The sequence below is a fragment of the Roseateles terrae genome (assembly GCF_014192155.1).
Classification (GTDB): Bacteria; Pseudomonadota; Gammaproteobacteria; order Burkholderiales; family Burkholderiaceae_C; genus Roseateles; species Roseateles terrae.
In genome coordinates this window covers 187079-209300 of the sequence record NZ_JACHXO010000009.1, presented here as the reverse complement: position 1 = coordinate 209300, position 22222 = coordinate 187079, and the positions used below count along the sequence as shown (strand labels likewise).

The following is a 22222-nucleotide window of genomic DNA, read 5'->3' as shown; positions in this document are numbered from 1 at the left end:
CCCCGAGAGCGCCCGCGGCCAGCCTCACTACACTCGGTGACTGTTTTCACTGAGGTAGAGAAGCACATGAGTGGGTTGATGCGCTGGCGCGCTGTGGCGGCCGGCCCCGAGACGGCGGTGGCGCCGGATGAGCGACTGTCCTGGCCGCAGACGGTCGCCCTGGGGCTTCAGCATGTGATCGCGATGTTTGGCGCGACGGTGCTGGCCCCGTTGCTGATGGGCTTCGACCCGAACGTGGCCGTGCTGATGAGCGGCGTCGGTACCCTGCTGTTTTTCTTCATCACCGGCGGCCGGGTGCCCAGCTACCTGGGATCGAGCTTTGCCTTCATCGGCGTGGTGATCGCCGCCACCGGCTACGGCGGCAGCGGCCCCAATCCCAATTTGCCAGCGGCGCTCGGCGGTATCGTCATCTGCGGGCTGGTCTACACGGTGATCGGCCTGGTGGTGGCGGCCGTCGGCGGCGGCTGGGTCGAGAAGCTGATGCCGCCCGTGGTGACCGGCGCGGTGGTGGCGGTGATCGGGCTGAATCTGGCGGCGGTCCCCATCAAGAACATGGCGCCGACCCACTTTGACGCGTGGATGCAGGGCCTGACCTTCGTCTGCGTGGCCCTGGTGGCCGTGCATGGGCGCGGCATGGTGCGCCGGCTGCTGATCCTGGCCGGCCTGATCGCCGCCAGTCTGCTCTATGCCCTGCTCACCAACGGCCTGGGCCTGGGCAAGCCGATCGACCTGAGCGGCGTGCAGGCCGCCGCCTGGCTGGGCCTGCCTACCTTCACCGCACCGCGTTTTGACCAGCAGGCCATCCTGATGATCGTGCCGGTGGCCTTGATCCTGGTGGCAGAGAACCTGGGCCATCTCAAGGCGGTGAGCGCCATGACCGGCCGGGACATGACGCCCTACCTCGGGCGGGCGTTTGTCGGCGACGGCGTGGCCACGATGATCAGCGGCGCCTCCGGCGGGACCGGCGTCACCACCTATGCCGAGAACATCGGCGTGATGGCCGCCACCCGCATCTACTCGACGGCCGTTTTCGTGGTCGCCGCGCTGATGGCGCTGCTGCTGGGCTTCTCGCCCAAGTTCGGCGCGCTGATCCAGGCGATTCCGCTGGCGGTGATGGGCGGGGTGAGCATCGTGGTGTTCGGCTTGATCGCCGTGGCCGGTGCCCGCATCTGGGTGGAGCATCAGGTTGATTTCAAGGATCCGCGCAACCTGATGGTGGCTGCCATCACGCTGGTGATCGGCACTGGCGACTACACGCTCCATCTGGGCGGCATGTCCCTGGGCGGCATGTCCCTGGGCGGCATTGGTACCGCGACCTTCGGCGCCATCCTGCTGCATGCGGTGCTGAAGCGATCCGGGCGCTGAACGCCCGATCTGCGCGATGGTCGCTCGGATGGGCCGGCACGCCTTATCCTCCGTCCTCGCGCAGTAGTACACGATTGCTCGACGATCGCCGTCAGGACAACCGGTAACAACACGTACAACGTCGCCATTCCAGCAGCCACCCGCCGCCCCACCGCCACGAAGCACATGTTCCGGAGTTCACGAGCCCCCCACGCATCGGCCCTGCAGGCGCTCGCGTGCGCCCGTTTCCGGGGTGCGCGTGAAGGTCGGCTGGCGTCGAACGACGCTGCGTCGGGGCGCCATCGGAGCGGCCTGTGGGGGCACTGCGTAGCGGCGGTGGTGCTGGGTTCGGCGTCCCTGCTGACCGGTTGTCCAGCGCGCGACCCCGCGGTCGGGCCCGGCCCGGAGGCGCCCGCCGCCCAGGACCGGGCGATGGCGCTGGAGCTGGAGCAGCAGGAGCGCATCGGTGCGGCGCAGCCGCAGGAGCATGTCCAGCAGCTGCTGGCCCTGGAAGCGCGGCTGCCCGCTGGCAGCGCCGAGCGGATGGAGGCAGTCAGTCAGCGGGCGGCGCTGCTGGCCCAGATCCGGGACCGCACCGGTCATGAGGCCGCGATCGAGACGCTGAAGACCTGGCCCGACAGTTCGCCGCTGCGGGCGCAGGTGCCCCTGGCGCTGATGCTGGCCAAAGCCCAATGGCTGAAGAACAACGGTCAGCTCGGCGCCGGCATCCGGGTACTGGCGGGGCTGGGAGAACTCGATGTCACCACGGCCGAGCCGCGCATGCTGTATCGCGCCACGCTGCTGCGGGGGTATCTGCAAAGCGACTACGGGGAGGTGGACGCCTCGGTGGACAGCGTCGGCAAGGCGATCGAACAGGCGCGCGCCATGGGCTCGACCTGGCGCGCCGCCACGGCCCAGGTCACCCTCGCCTTCTCGTATTTCCGGGCGCAGCAGGTGGACCATGCCAAGCAGATCCTCGATGAGGCCATGACCGCAGCCCAGCTCGATCCGGACCCGGTTCTTCTCTACAACGTCTACACGATGCTGGCGATCGTGCATTCGCAGGACGCCGACACCTCCCTGAACAAGCTGGGCGGCGAACAGGCGCTGCGGTATGCGCAGGAGGCGCGCTCCCGCTATCTCGAAGCGCTGGCGCTGGGCAACCTGGCGGACTTCGAGCTGCGCCAGGAAAACTATTCCCGCGCGCTGGACCTGTCCCAGCGCGCCAACGTGCTGGCGCTCCAGCTGCACGACATCCATACCGAAATCCTGGCCCGTCAGAACATGGGTCTGGCCAAGATCGGCCTGCGGCGACTGGAAGAAGGCAAACGCGATGTGATGCAGGCCATCACCGTGGATGCACAGCGCGAGGCGAGCAGCTACACCGCCGACTCCTGGCTGGAGCTGGGCCGCTATCTGGAGAAGGCGGACGATATCGCAGGGGCGGTGGATGCCTACCACCGCTCGCGTCAGCTGTTTGATGCGGTCCTGCGGGACGAGACCCGCAAGGCGATGCTGGAAGCGCAGGCGCGGTTCGAAGACCAGCAGCGGCAGCGGGAGATCCGCCTGCTGAATCAGGACAACAGTCTCAAGGCCGAGCAGATCCGCAATCGGGACCTGCAGCTGAAGCTGTGGGCCGAGGTGGGCGTGGGCGTGCTGCTGTCCGGCGCCTTGCTGGCGGCGGCCTATCGCCGGGTGCGGCGGACCAATGCCGCGCTGGCGCAGACCAACGAATCGCTGCGGGTGCAGAGCGAGCGGGACCCGCTGACGGGCCTGGCCAATCGCCGGCACTTCCAGAAGGATGTGCAGGCCTGGTGTGATGCACAGCAGGGGCTGCGCGGCAGCCTGTTCCTGATCGACATCGACCACTTCAAGCGCATCAATGATCAATGGGGCCATGCCGCCGGCGACTCGGTGCTGGTGGAGGTGGCCCGGCGGCTGCGCAGCGTGCTGCGTGAGCAGGACCTGGTGGTGCGCTGGGGCGGGGAGGAGTTCCTCATCCTTGTGCGCTCGGAAAACACCGAGGACGCACGACTGCTGGCCCAGCGCCTGCTCGACCAGCTCGGCGGGCTGCCGGTGGACCACGGGCCGCTGTCCATCCCGGTCAGCGCCTCCATCGGCTTTGCCAGCTTCCCGATGGCACCGTCCGGGCTCACGCTGGAATGGGAGCGTGCGGTGGACATGGCCGACACCGTCATGTACATGAGCAAGGCGCATGGCCGCAACAAGGCCTATGGCGTCGCCGCCATCAAGGCGACCACTCGCGAGGAACTGCTTGCCCTGGCGGGCCGGATGGAATCGGCCTGGCATCAGGGGCAGGTGGATCTGATCAGCCTGCTGGGTCCTCAGATGGAGGAACGCACATGACCGGGGCGGGACGGGGACCGCTGCGGTTCACGGCGCGACGCCTGCGCTCCGTGGCCGATGCCCTGCGCCGGGCAGGTGCCGCCCTGCTGCTCACGGCGGAAGTCGCCCTCGGGCTCGGGCTCGGCGTGGGGCTCGCCATCGCCCCCTCGGCCTGGGCGCATGAATCCGGTGAGCGCCAGCTCGACACCGAACTCGCCCAATGGGAGCGCACCGGCTACAACGAGCCCCATGAAGCGCTGAAGGCGCTGCAGACCCTGCGCAACAGCCGCGCCGAGGCCGGTCATCCTGACCATCTGCTGCGCATCGACTACACCATCGGCCGGGTGCAGGCCATTGCCGGCGACATGGAGGAAGCGCGTCGCTGGGCCGACCAGCTGGAGCAGCGCGACGGTGGACGTCCTCTGGCGCTGCTGCTGCGCGCGGAGGTGCAGGACCGCTCCGGTCAACCGGTCAAGGCCGGTGAGTTGGCCCAGCAGGCCCTGTCGCAGCTGGAGCCGGGCTGTCCGCAGGAGTCGGCGCCTTTGCAGATCGGACCGCGCTGCGACTGGCGCAGCACCTACACCGCGCTGCGCATCGTGGCGCGCGCGCAGGGCGCGCGGGGTGAACCGGCGTCGGCCGAGGTGCGGCTGCTGCGCGCGCTCGATCTGGCGCAATCGGCGGCGGACACCTACGCCACGCTGATCGTGATGTCCCAGCTGGCCACCAATGCTCAGGACATGGACCAACCCGCGCAGGCGCAGCATTGGATGAACCAGGCGCTGCAGCTGGCCCAGGGCGATGTGGGTGCGACGGTACGGATGCGCATCGTCGAGTCCAGCATGGCGGCGCTGCGCAATGACACCAAGGCCCAGCTGGCGCTGCTGGAAGACGGCCTGCGCCTGGCGGCCCACACCACGGCCCGGCGGGAAGTGGCCAGCATGCAGGCCAGCCTCGCCGACGCTTACATGCACACCCATCAGCCGGCGCGCGCCGCGATGCTGGCGCGTCAGGCGCTGCCGGTGGTGCAGGAGTTTGGCGACCAGAAACTCGAGCGCACGCTGCGGCACAACCTGTCGGTCTCGCTGGTGCTGCTGCGTCAGTTCGACGCGGCCCGGCGAGAGATCAACCGGGTGATCGAGCTGGCCCGCGGCGACAACGATGCAGTGCGCCGCATCCTGCAGTTGCGGGAGCTCGGCGAGGCCTATGCGGCGGTCAATCAGCCGCGTGAAGCCTTGCGGCTGTATCACGAAGAACGCACCCTCAGCGCGGAAACGGCGCAGCGCAAGCGCGAGTCGGCGCTGCGGCAGCTCGGCCAGAAATACGACAGTGAAGCCCGCCAGCGCGATCTGGAGCTGGCGCGCCGCCAGCAGGCGCTGCAGAGCCAGGAGCTGACCAACCGGCGCCTGGCCCAGTATGTGGGCGTGGGCCTGGCGGTGTTGCTGGGGATGTCCGTGGTGCTGATGGGCGTGATGCTGATGCGGGTGCGGGACACCAACAAGCGGCTCAAGGCCAACCAGAGCCTGCTCCGCGCCCAGAGTGAACGTGATCCGCTGACCGAGCTGGCCAACCGCCGGCATTTCCTGGCGGTGATGGAGCGCGAGGCGGGAGATGCCTTCCACGGGGCGCTGCTGATGATCGACATCGATCACTTCAAGCAGGTCAACGACCGGCACGGGCATGCAGCCGGCGACATGGTCATCCGCGAGATCTCTCGGCGGATCAGCGCAGCGGTGCGGTCCGATGACCTGGTGGTGCGTTGGGGCGGCGAGGAATTCCTGGTCTTCGCGCCGAGCGTGGCGCCCTCGGCGCTGCAGCATCTGGCGGAACGCATCCTGGCAGGGGTCGGCAGCCAGCCGGTGCCGATCCCCGACGGTCAACTGCGGGTGACGGCCAGCATCGGCTATGCCCATTTCCCGCTGGCCCCGGCCCACCTGCCTCAGCACTGGGAACAGGCGGTCAACTGGGCGGACATGGCGCTCTACACCGCCAAGTCCCAGGGTCGGAACCGGGCGCATGGCATCGAGGCGGTGCAGGCGGATGATGCGCAGGCGCTGTCGCGGGTCGAGACTGACTTCGAGGCGGCCTGCAGCCGTGGACTGGTCCGGCTGCAGACGCTGCTCGGACCGGAAGAGGCCGTGCCTCAGCCGTCATGCGCCTGAACGACTCCGCCCATCCGCTGCGCCACCGCGTGCGGACGTATCTGCAGGCCTGCCTGAAGGACGACCTGGTGGCGGCCATCGTCGTCAGCGTGCTGCTGATTCCGCAGAGCCTGGCCTACGCCATGCTCGCGGGGCTGCCGCCGCAGGTGGGGCTCTATGCCAGTCTGATGCCGCCGCTGATGTATGCGGCGCTGGGCTCGAGTCCGTTTTTGAATGTCGGACCGGTGGCGGTGCTGGCGCTGATGATCCTGCAGACCCTGCAACTGGCGCCGGCCGGGGTGAGCCCCAGCGAGGCGGCACTGGTGCTGGCAGCGGAAGTGGGGCTGCTGCTGGGCGCTGCGGCGCTGCTGCGGCTGGACGCTCTGGCGGCGTTGCTGTCGGTGCCGGTGTTGCATGGCTTCGAGACCGGCGCCACGTTGGCCATCGCTGCGAGTCAGCTGCCGGTGCTGCTGGGACTGACGGCTTCGGGCGCCACTGTGCCCGAGCTGTGGTCATCCGCCATGCAGCACGGCTTCGACCTGCGCTGGGTGAGCAGTGCCTTCGGCCTGACGGCGCTGGTGGCGCTGGTGGTGGTGCGACGGCTGCCCAAGGGGTTGCCGGCGCGACTGGCGCCGCTGGGCGTGCTGCTGGCGGGTGTGGCGGCGGCGTGGGCGCTCGATCCGCAGGGCCTGGCGCGGGTCGGCACGCTGCCGCCGCTGGCGCTGCATCTGACGGTGCCGCGCCTGGATCCGGACTTGTGGACCGCGCTGCTGCCCGGTGCGGCCTTGATTGCGCTGCTGGGGTATGTCTCCAGCCTGGCGGTGGCTGAATCGCTGGCGCGGCGGGTGGGTCAGCGGGTGTATCCGCGTCGGGAGCTGATGGGACTGGCAGGGGCGAATCTGGCGGCGGCCTTGACGGGCGGCATGCCGGCGGCCGCGAGTTTCTCGCGGAGTGTGTTGATGAGCGACGCTGGCAGCCGAACCCGGATGACCGGCGTCTTTGTGGCGGCCTTGATGGGCCTGGCCTTGATGACGCTGTCACCGGTGCTGGCCTGGTGTCCCAAGCCAGTGCTGGCGGCGAGCATCATCGTGGCGGTGTTGTCGGGTCTGGCGCTGCAGCCTTACCGGGAAGCCTGGCGATATGACCGGGGCGAGGCGCTGCTGATGGCGGCGGTGACGCTGCTGGTGCTGGGGGTGAGCATCACCGCGGCCCTGGGCCTGGGGGTGATGGGCGCCATCGCGCTGCTGCTCAAGCGCAGCGCACGACCGCATGTGGCCCTGATTGGCCGCATTCCGGGCACCGAGCACTATCGGAATGTGGAGCGCTATCAGGTGGAGCTGCATCCGGAGGTGCTGGGCCTGCGCATTGACGAGAGCCTGCTGTTCCTCAACGGCCGGAGCCTGGCCGACGTGGTCCAGGCCCATCTGGACACGCACCCCGGCACCCGGCGGGTGCTGCTGCAGATGTCGCCGGTGAACAGCATCGATTTCAGCGGCCTGAGCGCGCTGAAGGATCTGCATGATGCGCTGGCCCGGCAGGGTCGGCGGCTGGACCTCAGTGAAGTCAAAGGCCCGGTGCTCGACCGGCTCAAGGCCGGCGGCTGGGACGACTGGTTCCGTGGCCGTCTGTTCATGAGCCATCACCAGGGTATGCGGGACGGCGGGGCTTGATCACACCCGTCAGTGCTCGTCGTTCAGATACCCGGTCTTGCGCAAGTCCGGCATGAGCCAGCACACGAGGAAAGCGAAGCCACACATCACCGACACGTAGATGTAGAACATGCTCTCGTGGTCCACCGACTTCAGATAGAGCGCAGTGGCCTCGGCTGAGCCGCCGAAGATCGCATTGCCGATGGCGTAGGACAGCCCCACGCCCAGCGCACGGATCTGCGGCGGGAACATCTCCGCCTTGATCAGCCCGCCGATCGACGTATAGAGACTCACGATGGCCATGGCCACGATGATCAGTCCGAATGCCGCATAAGGACTGGTCACGGACTTCAACGCTGTGAGGATCGGCCAGGTGGCCAGCATGCCCAGCAGCCCGAACAGCAACATGGAAGTGCGTCGCCCGATGCGGTCCGACAGGGCACCGAACAGCGGCTGCATGCACATGTAGCAGAAGAGCGCCGTCAGCATCACCGTGCTGGCCACCTTCTTGTCGAAGCCGACGCTCAGCACCAGATACTTCTGCATGTAGGTGGTGTAGGTGTAGAAAGCCAGCGAGCCGCCCGCAGTAAAGCCCAGCACGATCAGGAAGGCCTTGGTGTGGTGCTTGAACAGCTCTCGCATGGTGCCGGCCGTCTTGCTCTGCAATTGCTCGGACTTGGCGGTCTCATTCAGCGACCGGCGCAGATAGAAGGCCACCACCGCCGTGAGCGCACCGGCCACGAACGGAATGCGCCAGCCCCAGTCATGCAACTGCGCATCGGTGAGGGTCAGCTCCAGAACAGTGACCACCGCTACGGCCAGCAACTGGCCGCCAATCAGCGTCACGTATTGGAAGGAAGCGTAGAAGCCGCGCTGACCGCGCAGCGCCACTTCGCTCATGTAGGTGGCACTGGTGCCGTATTCCCCGCCGACCGACAGGCCCTGGAACAGCCGCGCCAGCAGCAGCAGGGCCGGCGCCATGATGCCGATGCTGCCGTAGGTGGGCATGAACGCGATGGCCAGGGAGCCGCCGCACATCATCAGCACCGAAATCATCATCGCCGTCTTGCGGCCCTTTTTGTCAGCGATGCGGCCGAAGAGCCAGCCGCCGACCGGACGCATCAGGAAGCCCAATGCAAACACGGCGGCGCTGTTGAGCTGCTGCACCACCGGATCGCCCTTGGGGAAAAAAGCCTGGGCGAAATAGATCGAGGTGAAAGCGTAGACGTAGAAGTCGAACCACTCGACCAGGTTGCCGGAGGACGCGCCGACGATCGCCATGATGCGGTCGCGTTTCTCGTGCGGTGTGTAGTGGCCGGGGATCTTGCCGGGCGGGGCGCCGGCAGACGCTGCGGCGGAGGTGTGGGAACTGTTCATGGCGGCAAGCCTACTCCCCCGGTTTGTCAGCGAATGACGCCGACCCAGGGGTCATGAACGCTGCGCGCACCGGATGCGGTTCAGCGCGCGTCGCTCAACGCCAATCGCACACCGAAGGTCAGGAACAGGGCGCCCAGACCCCGGTTGAGCCAGCGCGCGAGGGGCTCGCTCCAGCGACGGTTGCGGACTTGCGCCCCGGTGACGGCGCCCATCCAGGCCAGCAGATGGCACCAGAGCATGCCGTTGAAGTTGAAGATGGCGCCGAGGAAGATAAAGGCCAGCGCCTTGCTCGGCGCGTCGGCGCTGATGAACTGGGGGACGAATGCGAGAAAGAACAGCGCCACCTTCGGATTCAGGACGTTCGTGAGGAACCCCTGCATGAAGATGGCGCGGGGAGTGGCAGGCGCCACCGGTGGGGAAACCGCTGCGGCCGGTGACGACTCGCTGCCCGTGGCAGCTGGTCGGTTCCGGCGCTTGAGCAGCATGCTCAGACCCAGGTAGACCAGATAGGCGGCACCCAGCAGCTTCACCACGGTGAAAGCCGCGGCGGAGGCGGACAGCAGCGCCGACAACCCCAGCGCAGCGGCCAGGACGTGGACGCAGGTGCCAGCGCCGATGCCCAGGGCGGCGGCGGAGCCGGCGCGGAATCCGTGGGCGGCGCTGCGGGCCATGATCAACAGCGAATCCGGCCCTGGCATCACGTTCAGGAGCAGTCCGGTGAGGATGAAGAGGCCGAGGTCGTGGGTGCCGAGCATGAACGGACGAAGCGAGGGCGGGGAACGCCCATCATGCCAAAACTGCGCCCGATCCTGAAGCATCCGTGCGCATGCCGTCGCGTTGATCGCAGGCCGGACGCTCTGAGCGCGTGTCGGGCCATTGTTCCAAATCATTCAACGGTGTGTTGCGTGCGAATGGATTTAAGGGTGAACCCTTATCCTCTATCGTTACGCCATCGACAAATCAATTCCGAGCTTGTCGAAACGCTCAAAAGCCCCTTCGCAAAATGCCCTGAGGCTGAATTTGAAAGGAATGATCATGAGCAGCAAGAACATTATCGCTTCCGTGCTTTTCGCTTCTGTGGCCGCAATTTCCGGACAGGCGATGGCGAATGACAACCCGCATCTGCAACCGGTGAACACGCCGAGCCAAGTGAGCCGTGCGGAAGTGCTAGCGGATCTGCAGATCTATCGGGAATCGGGTCTGCAGGCGGTGGAGCAGTCGGAGTCTTACGGGTATGACGTGGCGCGTCGTGAACAGGCTCAGGCCAAGTATGCCGAGCTGCGCCGCTCCCCGTACTACGCGACCCTGGTGAAGCGCTACGGCGCCGAAGTGCCCGCCACCACCGTAGCAGGGAAATAAAGCCCCCCAGTCGCTTCGCTCCTGCCCCCAAGGGGCGCCAGCCGGTGGCCCGGCAGAGCCGGTTCCACGGCTGTGGCTGGAGGGGCGCCGCGGCTGTGCCGGGCTCTGACAAGGGGATGGGTCGGTGGCGGTGAGTTTCCGGACTCCTCCTCACACCGCCGCTGACCGCCTCCATACCCTTTTGGAGATATTGGTGTCTCCCGAGGGGTATTTTTTTTTCGGCCCCTATGGGGGCGCACGACCAACTCGCTTCAAATCCGTCCTGCCCTGGGCATACCCCATGGCGTCCGCGATTCCATATACCCAGAATTCACCACAGATGCTGATTTGGGGTGACCGTGGACCGGATTGTGCAGATGCGGGCATTTGCCCGAGTGGTGGAGACCGGCAGCTTTACCAAGGCAGCGGAGTCCATGGACTTGCCCAAAGCAAGTCTGACCCGGCTCGTCCAGGCCCTGGAAGCGCGCCTGCGCGTGCAGCTGCTCACCCGCACCACCCGCAAGGTGTCCGTCACCCAGGACGGCGCGGCCTACTACGAGCGCACCATCACCCTGCTCAGCGAGCTTGAAGCCATCGACCAGGGCATGCTGCACGACAACAGCCGCCCCCGCGGTCGTCTGCGCGTGGACGTCACCACCCTCACCGGCTCCAAGGTGCTCATTCCCGCCATGGACGACTTCCATGCGCGTTACCCCGACATCGAAGTGGCCCTGGGCGTCAGCGACCGCTCCATCGACCTGCTGGTGGACAACGTGGACCTCGTGCTGCGTGTCGGCAAGGTCGAGGATCCCGGCCTCGTCGCCCGGCGCGTGGGCCAGATCCGGTTCCGCGTCTGCGCTTCACCGGCCTATCTCGCTCGCCACGGACGGCCCGACCGCCCGGAAGATCTCGATCAGGAGCCGCACTGGTGCGTGGGCTACTTTTCCCCGCGCACCGGCCGCATTTTTCCGTTCACCTTCTGGCGCGACGGGCAACCGCTGGAGATCCAGGGCCGGCGGCGACTCGACGTCAACGACAGCAACGCCTATCTCGCCGCAGGACTGTCCGGACTGGGGGTGGTGCAGCTGGCGGCCTATGCCGTTGAGGAACACCTGGCCAGCGGGGCGCTCGTGCCGCTCTTTGAAGACTGGCAAGGCCCGGAGGTGCCGGTCTACGTCGTCTACTCCCCCAATCGTTACGTCTCGGCCCGCATGCGGGTCTTCATCGAATGGGTCGCCGAGACCCTCCATCGCCGAGGGATATGAGGCCCCCCAGTCGCTCCGCTCCTGCCCCCAAGGGGCGCCAGCCGGTGGCCCGGCGGAGCCGGTTCCACGGCTGTAGCTTGGGGGGAGCCCGGGCTGCGCCGGGCTGGAGTGGAGATTGGTCGGGTCGCTTCGCTGATGCGCCCCAAGGGGCGCCGGGCGGTGGATCGGAGACGCGGTGGCTGAAGGATGGTCCTTTGGAGGTGGGGAGAAGGTTGGGATTGCTGGTTCCACGGGCGCGGGGGGCGCATCATGGGGGCATGAAACGAGGTTCCCTCAAGCGCTGGGCGGCTCTTCTGAAGGGCGAGCTGTTGACGGTGTTCTATGCGGCGCGGGACCATGAAGCGCCCTGGCCGGCCCGGTTGCTAGCGCTGGCCGTGGCGGCGTATGCGCTGAGCCCCATCGACCTCATCCCTGACTTCATCCCCATCATCGGCTGGCTCGACGACCTGTTGCTGGTGCCGCTGGGCTTCTGGCTGGTACTTCGCCTGATGCCGCCAGCGGTCATCGCCCGCGCTCGCCAACGCGCCGCGCTTCAGCGCACCCGCCTCCCCCGCAACCTCAAGATGGCTGCCGCCATCATCGCGCTGTGGATGCTGCTCCTCGTCGCACTCATCGTCTGGTGGACCCAGCGCTAACGCGCCCAGCAACAAAGCGACCCGACCCATCGCCACCCAGCCCGGCGCAGCCAGGGCGCCCCTCAAGCTACAGCCGTGGAACCGGCTCTGCCGGGCCACCGGCTGGCGCCCCTCGGGGCAGGAGCGAAGCGACTGGGGGGGCCACAGACCCTCGGCGCAGCCAGGGCGCCCCTCAAGCTACAGCCGTGGAACCGGCTCTGCCGGGCCACCGGCTGGCGCCCCTCGGGGCAGGAGCGAAGCGACTGGAGGGTCCACAGACCCTCGGCGCAGCCAGGGCGCCAATCAAGCTACAGCCGTGGAACCGGCTCTGCCGGGCCACCGGCTGGCGCCCCTTCGGGGCAGGAGCGAAGCGACTGGGGGGTCCACAGACCCTCGGCGCAGCCAGGGCGCCCCTCAAGCTACAGCCGTGGAACCGGCTCTGCCGGGCCACCGGCTGGCGCCCCTTGGGGGCAGGAGCGAAGCGACTGGGGGGCTCTAAACCAACAAGACTTTGCGCCGCTGCGCCACCCAGCCCTCCAGCTTCGGCCCGTACACCTCTTCCACCTTCGGCCGGCGCACCTTGAAGGTCGGCGTCACCAGTCCGTTGTCCACCGTCCACGGCGTCGTCACCACCGCCAGCATGTCCAGCTGCTCATGCGGATCCAGCTTGGCATTTACCGCCGCCAGATGCGTGGCCAGACCAGCCAGCAACGCTTCGCGCCCACCCGCCGTCGCCACCTGATTCACCGCCTCCGCCGACAGCATCGCCAATCCCACCGGCTGCGACAGGCCCGCCCCCACCACCGCCACCGCTTCCAGCAAGGGATGCGCACCGAGCCGGTCCTCGATCGGCGCCGGCGCCACGTATTTGCCCTTGCTCGTCTTGAACAGGTCCTTCACCCGCCCGGTGATCCGCACACAGCCCGACACCGACCCCTTGGTCAGAATGTCCGCCTTGTCCCCGGTATGCAGCCAGCCGTCCGGCGTGATCGTCTCCGCCGTCAGTTCCGCCTGCTTGTAGTAGCCCATCATCAGCGCCGGACTCTTCATCTGCAGCTCGCCCGTGATCGGATCCAGCCGCGTCTGCACCCCGTCGTACGCCGGGCCCACGGTGCCCGTCTGGTCCAGCCCCGGCGTCGTGATGTGGGAGACCGCCAGGTTCTCGGTCATGCCGTACCCCTCATTGATGGGCAGCCCCAGCGAGCGATACCAACGCAGCAAGGCCACCGGCATTGGCGCCGCACCACCCGCCGCCAGCCGGCACTGGTCCAGGCCCAGCGCCGTCAGCACCTTGCGGCGCACCAGCTTGCCCACCAGCGGCAGCTTCAGCAGCAGCTCCAGCTTGCCCTGCGGCAGACGCGCCCACACCCCCTGCTGGAACTTCGTCCACAGTCGCGGGACCGAGAAGAACACCGTCGGCCGCGCCCGCTTGAGGTCGGCAGCGAATGTGTCCAGGCTCTCCGCAAAATACAGCGTCAGGCCCGTGCGCAGCCAGCCATGCTCCACCAGGACCCGCTCCACCACATGCGCCAGCGGCAGGTAGGACAGCATCCGGTCCTCACTGTTCAGATTGACGCGCCGCACGCCGGAGTGAATCGCCCAGGCAAAGCTGCCGAAGCTGTGCATCACGCCCTTGGGCTGGCCTGTCGTGCCGGAGGTGTAGATGATGGTGCAGAGCTCGTCCGCCCCGCGGCTGGGACGGCCGCGCAGAGGATCGGTGTCCCAGCAGATGGCGTCCCAGGTGTCGTAGTGGTCCTGCGCCTCCTCCGGGGAGACCGGATAGCTGATGCAGGGCAGTCCCGCCGGCACGCCCGGCTTCATCGTCTCCCAGCCATCCAGCTTGCCGACGAAGAGCAGCCGGGCCTCACTGTGCGTCAGGATCTGGTGGACGCTTTCGGCGGTGAGCGTGGGATACAGCGGCACCGAGACATAGCCGGCCATCCAGATGGCCAGGTCGGTCATGAGCCACCAGGCGCAGTTCTTGGAGAGGATGGCGATGCGGCTGCCCGGCGCCCAGCCCTGCTCCAGCCCGAGGGTTTTGAGGTGGGCCGCCATGCGCCGCGTCTGGTCGGCCACTTCACGCCAGGTGAAGTCCTTGATCTCGCCGCCGCCCATGGGCTGGCGCAAGGTGAGGCGGTCCGGCGCTTCGTCCTCCCAGTGATAGAGGCGCTGCAGGGCCAGGGCATCAGACGACAGGCGCGGAACGGACATCAAACCTCCAGATTTTTGGGCCCCCCAGTCGCTGCGCTCCTGCCCCCGAGGGGCGCGTCCCGGGTCTCGGGGCGGCCCTTCGATCGGGACCGGCTGGCGGGGCGGGCTGTTGCTTCGCAACGCCCTCAGTGGGCGCCGTGCGGGCTTGGATCGGGTGGATCGGTCCGGCGTCGTGGCAGCTCGGTCCCGGCCTCGGAGGCAATGCCGAAGTGGGTGGCCTGGTTGTAGGTGGACGCCAGGGGCGCCCTTGCTTCAAGCCTACGCCGCAGGGGACGCCCGCGCCGCATTCAGGACGTGGCGAGCGTGAAGAAGTGGACCGGTCGGCCCTGTCGTGGTGCAGATGGGCGGATGGCGGCGCAGCTTCAGGCCCTCAAGGCGCTTCAGCCGACGCGGCCCTGCCGCGGCCAACGTCGGGTCCGTGCCTCGGGAGGGCGCGCGCGCGGCGGGGGCGCGGAGGTGTCATACATCCCCCGCCGATGCAGGCGGAGCAGCCGGTGCAGCCCATGCAGGCCATTGCGCTGCGGCGGCCATCCCCGCTGCGCCAGCCTCGGACCTCAGGCCTTGCCGGCAGCCTTGTCGGCGGCGGCCTGAGCCTCGGCCGCCACCAGCGCCTCCAGCGCTGCCAGCAGCACGGATTCATCGCCTTCACGCACCACGGGCGCATCGGCCAGCGCGGCCTGGCCTTCACGCTTCAGGCGCGACACCCATTGGCCGGCGTCCTTGCCTTGCGCCAGACCGAGGCTCTGCAGCAGCAGCGTGCCGTCGGCGGCGAGGAGCTTGAAGTAGAACTGGCCATCGGCCTCGCGGTACTGCTTGAAAGTGGGCACCTGCGCCTTGGTCCTGGTGGTGCTGGCGGTGGGGGCGGACAGCACCTGGAAGCGGCGCAGACCCACGGCCTCGCGGCAGCGCTGCAGCAGCGGGCCGGCGATGGCGCGGGCCTTGGCGGCGCCTTCCATCAGGATCTCCTCGATGCGTTCGGGATGGGCCATCAGCTCGTCGTAGCGGGCGCGCATCGGGCCGATCTCGGCGTCGATCACATCGAACAGTTGCTGCTTGGCTTCGCCCCAGGACAGGCCGCCGTGCAGCGCGTCGCGGAAGGCCTGGCGCTGTGCCGGCGTGGCGAAGGCGTCGTAGATCTGGACCAGATGCGAGCCTTCGGTTTCCTTGGGTTCGCCGGGCAGTCGCGAGTCGGTCACGATGCGGGCGATGGCTTCGCGCAGGGCCTTGGCGCCGCCTTCGAAGAGCGGAATGACGTTGTCATAGCTCTTGGACATCTTGCGTCCGTCCAGTCCCGGCAGCAGCTCCATCTCCTGGTCGATGCTGGCTTCGGGCAGGACGAAGAAGTCCTCGCCCTTGCCGAAGGTGTGATTGAAGCGCTGGGCCACGTCCCGCGCCATCTCGATGTGCTGCGCCTGGTCCTTGCCGACGGGCACGCGGTGGGCGTTGAACATCAGGATGTCCGCGGCCATCAGGATGGGATAGCTGTACAGGCCCATGGTGATGCCGGCATCGGGATCTTCGCCCGCGGCCACATTGGCATCGACCGAGGCCTTGTAGGCGTGGGCGCGATTCATCTGGCCCTTGGACGTGACGCAGGTCAGCAGCCAGGTGAGTTCGGGAATTTCCGGGATATCACTCTGACGATAGAAGGTGACGCGGCGGGTATCCAGACCGGCGGCGAGCCAGGTGGCGGCGATCTGAAGGCGGGAGGCTTCGATGCGGTCGGGTTCGTCGCACTTGATGAGCGCGTGATAGTCCGCCATGAAAAAGAAGCTCTCGGCGCCTGGCTCTCGGCTGGCCGCGATGGCCCGGCGCACGGCGCCGACGTAGTTGCCGAGATGCAGGGTACCGGTGGTGGTGATGCCGGTCAGGACACGCACAGTCATGGAGGCCTTCGTCGCAGATTGATCACGAGAACCCCCCATTCTCCCCTAGAACGTCGGCCCCCCAGTCGCTTCGCTCCTGCCCCAGGGGGGCCAGCGCCCCGCGGGAACCAAGCGGGCCAACTCTAGCCGGCGCAGCCAGGGCGCCCCTCAAGCCACAGCCGTGGAACTGGCTTTGCCAGGCCACTGGCTGGCGCCCCTTGGGGGCAGGAGCGCAGCGACTGGGGGGCCTTTTATTCAGCCATTGGCTGGCCGAGGCGGACGGCGCCGCCCGGGACCCAGGTGGGGTTAAAGCTCACCGGCCGTTGCTTGGGAAACAGCATCACCACCGTCGAGCCCAGCAGGAAGCGCCCCATCTCCTCGCCCTGCGCATAGCTGAAGCGCTGGTCCTCATAGTGCCAGGTGCGGATCCGGCCCGGCCGCGGCGGGTTCACCACCCCATGCCACACGGTGGCCATCGAGCCGACGATCGTCGCCCCCACCAGCACCATGATCCATGGCCCCTGCGGCCCTTCAAACACGCACACCACCCGCTCATTGCGGGCAAACAGCCGGGGCACGCCCCGCGCGGTCGTCGGATTCACCGAGAACAGGTCGCCCGGCACATGAATCATGCGCACCAACCGGCCCTCACACGGCATGTGGATGCGGTGATAGTCCCGCGGGCTCAGATAGATGGTCGCGAAATGCCCATCCTTGAACGGCGCCGCCAGTGCCGCATCCCCGCCTACCAGCGCCGTCACCGAGTAGTGATGGCCCTTGGCCTGGAAGATCTGCTCGGCCTGCACCGGCCCGAACTGGCTGATGGCGCCATCCACCGGACAGATCAGCGGCGCCTGCGCCAGCGGGCGGGCGCCCGGCTTCAGCGCCCGGGTGAAAAATTCGTTGAAGGTGGGGTAGGCGGCCGGATCAGGCTCAGCCGCCTCGCTCATGTTGACGCCGTAACGGTCAATGAAGCGGCGGATGGTCCAGGTGGTGAAGCCCCCCAATTCCGCACTCGCCAGCCGGCCGGCCATGCGGGTGAGCAGCAGCTTGGGCATCAGGTACTGCGGCAATACGGCGAGGCGGTCGGACACCATGGGCTTTCAGTCGTCGAAAACGCGGGATTCTAGTGTTGGGTGGGCAAAGCGGACGCCCGGGCCGGCGCGGAGCTCTCCGCAGCCTCGCCGACCCGTTAGGATCACGGCGCAGGGACGCGCTGTACGGTGTCCCTGCGCCGCCCCACGCTTCCCCTGCCTCTCATGTCCGCCGTTTCAGCTTCCACCCCGGTCGAGCACCAGCACAGCTCCTTCTACAAGTTCGTTGCGCTGGAGGACACCGCCGCGCTCGCGCAGCAGCTGCGAGACGCCTACGAACGGCAGGGGCGCCAGGTCGGCGGCAACATCCTGCTCGCCCCCGAAGGCATCACTGGCGCCATCGGCGGACCGGTGGACGCGCTGACCGAATTCGAAGCGGAGCTCCGTCGCCACGCGCCCTTCGCGTCCCTGCACTTCAAGCGCAGCTTCTGCACCACCCGGCCCTTCACGCTGCTGAAGGTCCATGAGAAACCCGAACTGGTCGCCTTCGGCCTGCCCGATGTGACGGGCCTGGCCGACCGGCCCGACACCCACGTCGCCCCCCAGGACTGGCGAGAGTTGATCCGCCGCGATGACGTGGTGGTGCTGGACAACCGCAACCACTTCGAATTCAAACTGGGCCATTTCCAGGGCGCGGTCGATCCGCAGGTGCGTCACTTCCGCGACTTCCCCGAGTACGTCCAGGCCCATGCCGATGCCTGGAAGCGCGAAGGAAAGACGGTGGCGATGTACTGCACCGGCGGCATCCGCTGCGAAAAGCTCTCCGGCTGGATGCAGGGCCAGGGCCTGACCGTGCGGCAGCTCGAAGGCGGCATCGTCAACTACTTCGAGCAGATGCCCGATGCCGACGCGGACTGGCTGGGCGAGTGCTTTGTCTTCGACAAGCGCATCGCCATCGACACGCAACGCCGCGAGACGGCCACCACCGCCGAGGAGGTGTATGGCGACGATCCCGCTGAGGCTTGGCGTCTGGCGCGTGCGCGGCGGCTGGATCCGGGCGGCGCTACCTGACCCGCTGACGCCCTGCAGCGGCGCGGTGAGGTTCTCTGGCCCATTCAACTTTCCGACTTGATGAGGGCGAGTCGTGAGATGACCTCGCCGGAGGGCTTGACCGATACCGTGTCCGGATAACGTGACCAGATAACGCAATTGGATGACCGCGGCCCGGCCCCGGTCTTGCAAGCAGGGTCGATAATCGTTGCCTGATTGCTCCAACCGGTTCGCGCGGCCCATGTCCAACCTCATCGTTCACGGCGGTTCCCCCCTGAAGGGCCGCATCGTTCCCTCGGCCAACAAGAATGCCGTGCTGCCCATCCTGTGCGCCACGCTGCTGACGCGGGAGCCGATCCGCCTCAATGGCGTTCCGGAAATCACCGACGTCAAGAAGATCCTCGAGGTCTTCCGCCAGCTGGGCAGCAGCGTGTCGGTGGACTTTGCCTCCGGCGTGCTGGACCTGCATCACAAGGACACCCACTTCGACCCGGCCAAGGACCACCTGCCGGAAGAGATGCGCAGCTCGATCATGCTGGTGCCGGGCCTGATGGCCCGCTTCGGCGCGGCCCGCATCGAGGACGACGTCAAAGGCTGCACCCTGGGCGCCCGCGAGATCGACCCGCATGTGGAAGTGTTCGAGCGCTTCGGCGCCTCGGTCGATCGTGCAGCCGACGGCCTGCTGCTGAAGGTGGCCGGCAAGCTCCGCCACAACGACCACTGGACCGATTACGCCTCGGTGACCACCACCGAAAACTTCGTGCTGTGCGCCGCCCTGGCGGATGGCACGTCGACGCTGATGAACGCGGCCAGTGAGCCGCATGTGCAGGAGTTCTGTGCCTTCATGCAGATGCTGGGTGCACGTCTGGAAGGTCTGGGCACCTCGCGCCTGACCATTCACGGCGTCGAGCAGCTCGGCGGGGGCGAGTTCACCTTTGCCGAAGACTTCCACGAGATCGTCACCTTCCTGGCACTGGGCGCCATCACTGGCGGCGACGTGCGGGTGAAGAATTCCCATCCCGAGCAGTTCCCGCTGATCGACCGCACCTTCGCCAAGTTCGGCGTGCAGATCGTGCATGAGGACGGCTGGTCCCGATCGGTGGTGAACGGCAAGCTGAAGGTGAAGGAACCCTTCACCCGCAACATTCTGCAGAAGGTGGAAGCGGCGCCCTGGCCTTACCTGCCGGTGGACCTGCTGCCCATCTTCGTCGCCCTGGGCGTGAAGGCCGAAGGCAGCGTGATGTTCTGGAACAAGGTGTATGACGGCGCGATGGGCTGGACCACCGAGCTGTCCAAGTTCGGCGCCCATGCCTTCCTGTCTGACCCCCACCGCATGGTGACCTTCGGCGGCAAGCCGCTGACGCCGGCCGAGGTCGAGAGCCCCTACATCATCCGCGTGGCCATCGCCCTGCTGATGGTGGCGGCCAGCATTCCCGGCAAGTCGGTCATCCACAACGCCACACCCGTGCGCCGTGCCCATCCGCAGTTCGCGGAGAACATCACCCGCCTGGGCGCCCGGGTGGAGTGGGTTGAAGGTGACTGACGGGTGGCGCGTCCGCCCAAGCTGAACCTGCCGCTGCGGGACGGCGTCGCCGCCTCCGCACTCGCCTGCCCGGCCGGGCCCTGGCCGCTGGTGCTGGACTTCCTGACCGAGCGGCTGCCGCTGGTGAGCCGCGAGGACTGGGCCGACCGCTTGGGCCGCGGCGATGTGCTGGACGATCAAGGCCAGGCCTTGCCACCTGACGCGCCGCTCTCCCGCTGCCAGGGCCGGCGCCTGTACTACTGGCGCTGGCTGCCCAGCGAGCCGCAGGTGCCCGGCGAGGTGCGCATCCTCCATCAGGACGACCATCTGCTCGTGGCCGACAAGCCGCACTTCCTGCCGGTGACGCCCAAGGGCCGGTATATCCAGCAGACCCTGCTGACGAGGCTGCGTCGGCTCACCGGGTTGGCCGATCTCAGTCCCCTACACCGGCTGGACCGGGAGACGGCGGGGCTGGTGCTGTTCTCCGTGCAGCCGTTGCATCGGGATGCCTATCAGCGGTTGTTCCGGGATCGGTCCGTAGCAAAAGTCTATGAAGCGATTGCGCCGGACCCATCCATGGCCATCGGCCTGGCCGCCACGGGACCTGGCACCGCAACCGCCACGCCCGCGTCCCTGCGCTTCCCGCTGCATCTGGCGACCCGGCTGCAGGAGCATCCGGTTGATTTCATGCAGATGCAGACGGTGCCGGGCGAGCCCAATGCCTTCACCGACGTGGACCTGATCGAGCGGCTTCCCGGCGGCTGGGCCCGTTACCTTCTCCGCCCCAGTACGGGGGCCAAGCATCAGCTGCGCGCGCAGATGGCCCACCTGGGCCTGCCGCTCCAGGGCGATCGCATCTACCCGGTGTTGCAGCCGGTGGAAGCGGAGCCGGACTTCTCCCATCCGCTGCAGCTGCTGGCGCGCGAGATCGCCTTCACCGATCCGGTGACGGGACAGCCCCGCCGCTTCGAGACGGCGCTGCGACTCGCCGTCTGAGCGTTTGACCCGCCATGGAGGTGGGACGCGGGTGCGCGTTTCCCCCGGGGAGTGGGCGATGTTCGCCCATGCACAATGGTTTCAGATCGTTGCGGCACAGACCCATGACCCCAAAGGCCATTCGCATCTCGGTCGGCGCAAGAACGCTGCTGGCGTTGTTCGCGCTGGGCCTGCTGCTGTCGACGGTATCGGCCGGATGGGACCTGCGTGAGGATGTGCGGCGACGCAATCAGCAGCTGGCCGGAGATCTGGATGCGATCCCCCTGCTTTACAGCACCCCCCTGGTGCAGAGTCAGGGCCAGTCCCCCGAAGCGATCCAGGCGCTGCTCAACACCATCTTGCGCCAGCATGAACTGCGCAGCATCGAATTGCTGACGCGCAGCGGGGAGCAGATCCGTGCCGAATCCCGGGAGGCGGGAGATCCGGGCCCCAGCGTCCAGTTTCCGTTGGGCAACAGCGGCAGCGCACTGAAGGTCCAGGCCCAGCGACCCACACTGCTGCAGACCCTGCAGCACGACGCCCTGCTGCGCAGCACGGTCGGCCATCTGGTGTTTGTGGTGGTGCTGGGACTCGCGGCGGCGGCGCTGCTGGACCGGTGGCTGCTGCGGCAGTTGCGCCGCTTGACGGATGAAGCCCATCGCTTCGAAGCGACGATGCCGCCGCAATCCCTGTCGTGGCTGGAGCCGGAGGACCATGGCCCGCATGAGGTGATGCAGCTGGAGCGCGCCTTCGCGCATGTGCACAGCACGCTGGGGGGTGAGCTGCAGCGGGAGCAGACCCGCGGGCGGCAGTTGCGCGACGAGATCGTGCGTCAGCACCAGCGTCTGGCCGAGGTCGAGCGGTCGCTGGAGACCAAGCGGCGCGAACTGGCCGCGCTGGAGCGTTACGACCCACTGACCGGCGCCTGCAACCGGCGCGAATTCGAGCTGGCGCTGCGCCGGGAGTTCAAGCGGGTGCAGCGCGATCAAGGGCGGCTGGCCCTGGCGGTGCTGGACGTGGACTACCTCAAGCCCTACAACGAGCGACACGGCCGGGAGGCGGGGGATGCGGTGCTTCAGCGGCTGGCGGCGCTGCTGTCGGAGCAGTTCCAGCGGGACACCGACGTGGTGGCGCGGCTGGGGGGCGAAGAATTCGTGGTGCTGATGCCGGGGTTGGACATCCGCTCGGCGCAGGACCGCATGGAGACGGTGCGGGACGCCTTGCGCGCGCTGGCGATGCCGCATGAGGCGATGCCGGCGGCGCGACAACCCACGGGTCCGGTCGGACCGCTTGGGCAGCCCGGTCGGAGCGATCAAACCAATCAGGTCGGCGCAGAACCGACGACCGTGACGGTCAGCATCGGGTTGGCGGCTTATCAGCCGGGACGGCCCTACCTCAGCAGCCAATCATTGCTGCAGGCAGCTGACGAGGCGCTCTATCTGGCCAAGCACACCGGGCGCGACAGGATCTGCCTGGCAGTGTGAGTGGCGCAGC

At 67.7% G+C, this 22222-nt stretch carries 16 protein-coding genes; 11 read left to right on the top strand and 5 right to left on the bottom strand.

Features of this window, described 5'->3' with window-relative positions; translation table 11 throughout:
- Positions 1–66: 66 nt before the first annotated feature.
- From FHS28_RS21695 to FHS28_RS21680, 4 genes are all read left to right on the top strand, one after another.
- Positions 67–1365, top strand: a complete 1299-nt coding sequence (locus FHS28_RS21695; protein WP_088453801.1) for a solute carrier family 23 protein — start codon at positions 67–69, stop codon at positions 1363–1365.
- A 411-nt stretch (positions 1366–1776) separates the two neighbouring features.
- Positions 1777–3711: a GGDEF domain-containing protein gene (locus tag FHS28_RS23920; protein ID WP_221194162.1), complete on the top strand. Its 1935-nt coding sequence runs from the start codon at positions 1777–1779 to the stop codon at positions 3709–3711.
- Positions 3708–5849 (top strand): GGDEF domain-containing protein, encoded by a 2142-nt coding sequence (locus tag FHS28_RS21685; RefSeq protein WP_184295383.1) that lies wholly within the window; start codon positions 3708–3710, stop codon positions 5847–5849. The genes FHS28_RS23920 and FHS28_RS21685 overlap by 4 nt, the downstream gene beginning before the upstream one ends.
- Positions 5840–7498: a SulP family inorganic anion transporter gene (locus tag FHS28_RS21680; RefSeq protein ID WP_088453803.1), complete on the top strand. Its 1659-nt coding sequence runs from the start codon at positions 5840–5842 to the stop codon at positions 7496–7498. Before FHS28_RS21685 ends, FHS28_RS21680 begins: the two co-directional genes overlap by 10 nt.
- Before the next feature lie 9 nt (positions 7499–7507).
- Here the strand turns inward: FHS28_RS21680 and FHS28_RS21675 are convergent, their stop codons facing one another.
- Positions 7508–8854: an MFS family transporter gene (locus tag FHS28_RS21675; protein WP_088453804.1), complete on the bottom strand. Its 1347-nt coding sequence runs from the start codon at positions 8852–8854 to the stop codon at positions 7508–7510.
- A gap of 80 nt (positions 8855–8934) precedes the next feature.
- Entirely contained in the window at positions 8935–9609 is a 675-nt protein-coding gene (locus FHS28_RS21670; protein WP_088453805.1) for a LysE family translocator, read from the bottom strand.
- 280 nt (positions 9610–9889) lie between these two features.
- Between FHS28_RS21670 and FHS28_RS21665 the strand changes: the two genes are divergently transcribed.
- From FHS28_RS21665 to FHS28_RS21655, 3 genes are all read left to right on the top strand, one after another.
- The gene (locus tag FHS28_RS21665; RefSeq protein WP_184295380.1) at positions 9890–10213 is read left to right on the top strand and encodes a DUF4148 domain-containing protein; all 324 of its coding nucleotides are present in this window, start codon (positions 9890–9892) and stop codon (positions 10211–10213) included.
- A 356-nt stretch (positions 10214–10569) separates the two neighbouring features.
- Positions 10570–11457: a LysR family transcriptional regulator gene (locus tag FHS28_RS21660; protein WP_221194160.1), complete on the top strand. Its 888-nt coding sequence runs from the start codon at positions 10570–10572 to the stop codon at positions 11455–11457.
- Positions 11458–11714: 257 nt separating this feature from the next.
- Positions 11715–12092: a YkvA family protein gene (locus FHS28_RS21655; protein ID WP_088453807.1), complete on the top strand. Its 378-nt coding sequence runs from the start codon at positions 11715–11717 to the stop codon at positions 12090–12092.
- A 474-nt stretch (positions 12093–12566) separates the two neighbouring features.
- Here the strand turns inward: FHS28_RS21655 and FHS28_RS21650 are convergent, their stop codons facing one another.
- From FHS28_RS21650 to asd, 3 genes are all read right to left on the bottom strand, one after another.
- Positions 12567–14282 (bottom strand): AMP-binding protein, encoded by a 1716-nt coding sequence (locus FHS28_RS21650; RefSeq protein WP_088453808.1) that lies wholly within the window; start codon positions 14280–14282, stop codon positions 12567–12569.
- A 554-nt stretch (positions 14283–14836) separates the two neighbouring features.
- Complete coding sequence (locus FHS28_RS21645) at positions 14837–16168, bottom strand: tryptophan--tRNA ligase (protein ID WP_088453809.1); 1332 nt, start codon at positions 16166–16168, stop codon at positions 14837–14839.
- Positions 16169–16398: 230 nt separating this feature from the next.
- Positions 16399–17241 (bottom strand): archaetidylserine decarboxylase, encoded by an 843-nt coding sequence (gene asd / locus FHS28_RS21640; protein ID WP_088453955.1) that lies wholly within the window; start codon positions 17239–17241, stop codon positions 16399–16401.
- Between the two features lie 165 nt (positions 17242–17406).
- Between asd and trhO the strand changes: the two genes are divergently transcribed.
- The 4 genes from trhO (at position 17407) to FHS28_RS21620 (ending at position 22212) form a co-directional block, all read left to right on the top strand.
- A complete protein-coding gene (gene trhO, locus FHS28_RS21635; RefSeq protein ID WP_088453810.1) occupies positions 17407–18252 on the top strand; it encodes an oxygen-dependent tRNA uridine(34) hydroxylase TrhO in 846 nt (281 codons plus the stop codon).
- 220 nt (positions 18253–18472) lie between these two features.
- Positions 18473–19774: a UDP-N-acetylglucosamine 1-carboxyvinyltransferase gene (locus FHS28_RS21630; protein ID WP_088453811.1), complete on the top strand. Its 1302-nt coding sequence runs from the start codon at positions 18473–18475 to the stop codon at positions 19772–19774.
- 3 nt (positions 19775–19777) lie between these two features.
- Positions 19778–20749, top strand: a complete 972-nt coding sequence (locus tag FHS28_RS21625; RefSeq protein WP_088453812.1) for a pseudouridine synthase — start codon at positions 19778–19780, stop codon at positions 20747–20749.
- Between the two features lie 104 nt (positions 20750–20853).
- Positions 20854–22212 (top strand): GGDEF domain-containing protein, encoded by a 1359-nt coding sequence (locus tag FHS28_RS21620; protein WP_184295377.1) that lies wholly within the window; start codon positions 20854–20856, stop codon positions 22210–22212.
- Positions 22213–22222 lie beyond the last annotated feature (10 nt).

Coding starts and splice junctions, on each gene's coding strand:
- FHS28_RS21670 (WP_088453805.1), bottom strand. CDS start 9,609: ATGCTCGGCACCCACGACCTCGGCCTCTTCATCCTCACCGGACTGCTC.
- FHS28_RS21660 (WP_221194160.1), top strand. CDS start 10,570: ATGCGGGCATTTGCCCGAGTGGTGGAGACCGGCAGCTTTACCAAGGCA.
- FHS28_RS21645 (WP_088453809.1), bottom strand. CDS start 16,168: ATGACTGTGCGTGTCCTGACCGGCATCACCACCACCGGTACCCTGCAT.
- FHS28_RS23920 (WP_221194162.1), top strand. CDS start 1,777: ATGGCGCTGGAGCTGGAGCAGCAGGAGCGCATCGGTGCGGCGCAGCCG.
- FHS28_RS21685 (WP_184295383.1), top strand. CDS start 3,708: ATGACCGGGGCGGGACGGGGACCGCTGCGGTTCACGGCGCGACGCCTG.
- FHS28_RS21680 (WP_088453803.1), top strand. CDS start 5,840: ATGCGCCTGAACGACTCCGCCCATCCGCTGCGCCACCGCGTGCGGACG.
- FHS28_RS21620 (WP_184295377.1), top strand. CDS start 20,854: ATGACCCCAAAGGCCATTCGCATCTCGGTCGGCGCAAGAACGCTGCTG.
- FHS28_RS21675 (WP_088453804.1), bottom strand. CDS start 8,854: ATGAACAGTTCCCACACCTCCGCCGCAGCGTCTGCCGGCGCCCCGCCC.
- FHS28_RS21650 (WP_088453808.1), bottom strand. CDS start 14,282: ATGTCCGTTCCGCGCCTGTCGTCTGATGCCCTGGCCCTGCAGCGCCTC.
- FHS28_RS21655 (WP_088453807.1), top strand. CDS start 11,715: ATGAAACGAGGTTCCCTCAAGCGCTGGGCGGCTCTTCTGAAGGGCGAG.
- FHS28_RS21695 (WP_088453801.1), top strand. CDS start 67: ATGAGTGGGTTGATGCGCTGGCGCGCTGTGGCGGCCGGCCCCGAGACG.
- FHS28_RS21630 (WP_088453811.1), top strand. CDS start 18,473: ATGTCCAACCTCATCGTTCACGGCGGTTCCCCCCTGAAGGGCCGCATC.
- FHS28_RS21665 (WP_184295380.1), top strand. CDS start 9,890: ATGAGCAGCAAGAACATTATCGCTTCCGTGCTTTTCGCTTCTGTGGCC.
- trhO (WP_088453810.1), top strand. CDS start 17,407: ATGTCCGCCGTTTCAGCTTCCACCCCGGTCGAGCACCAGCACAGCTCC.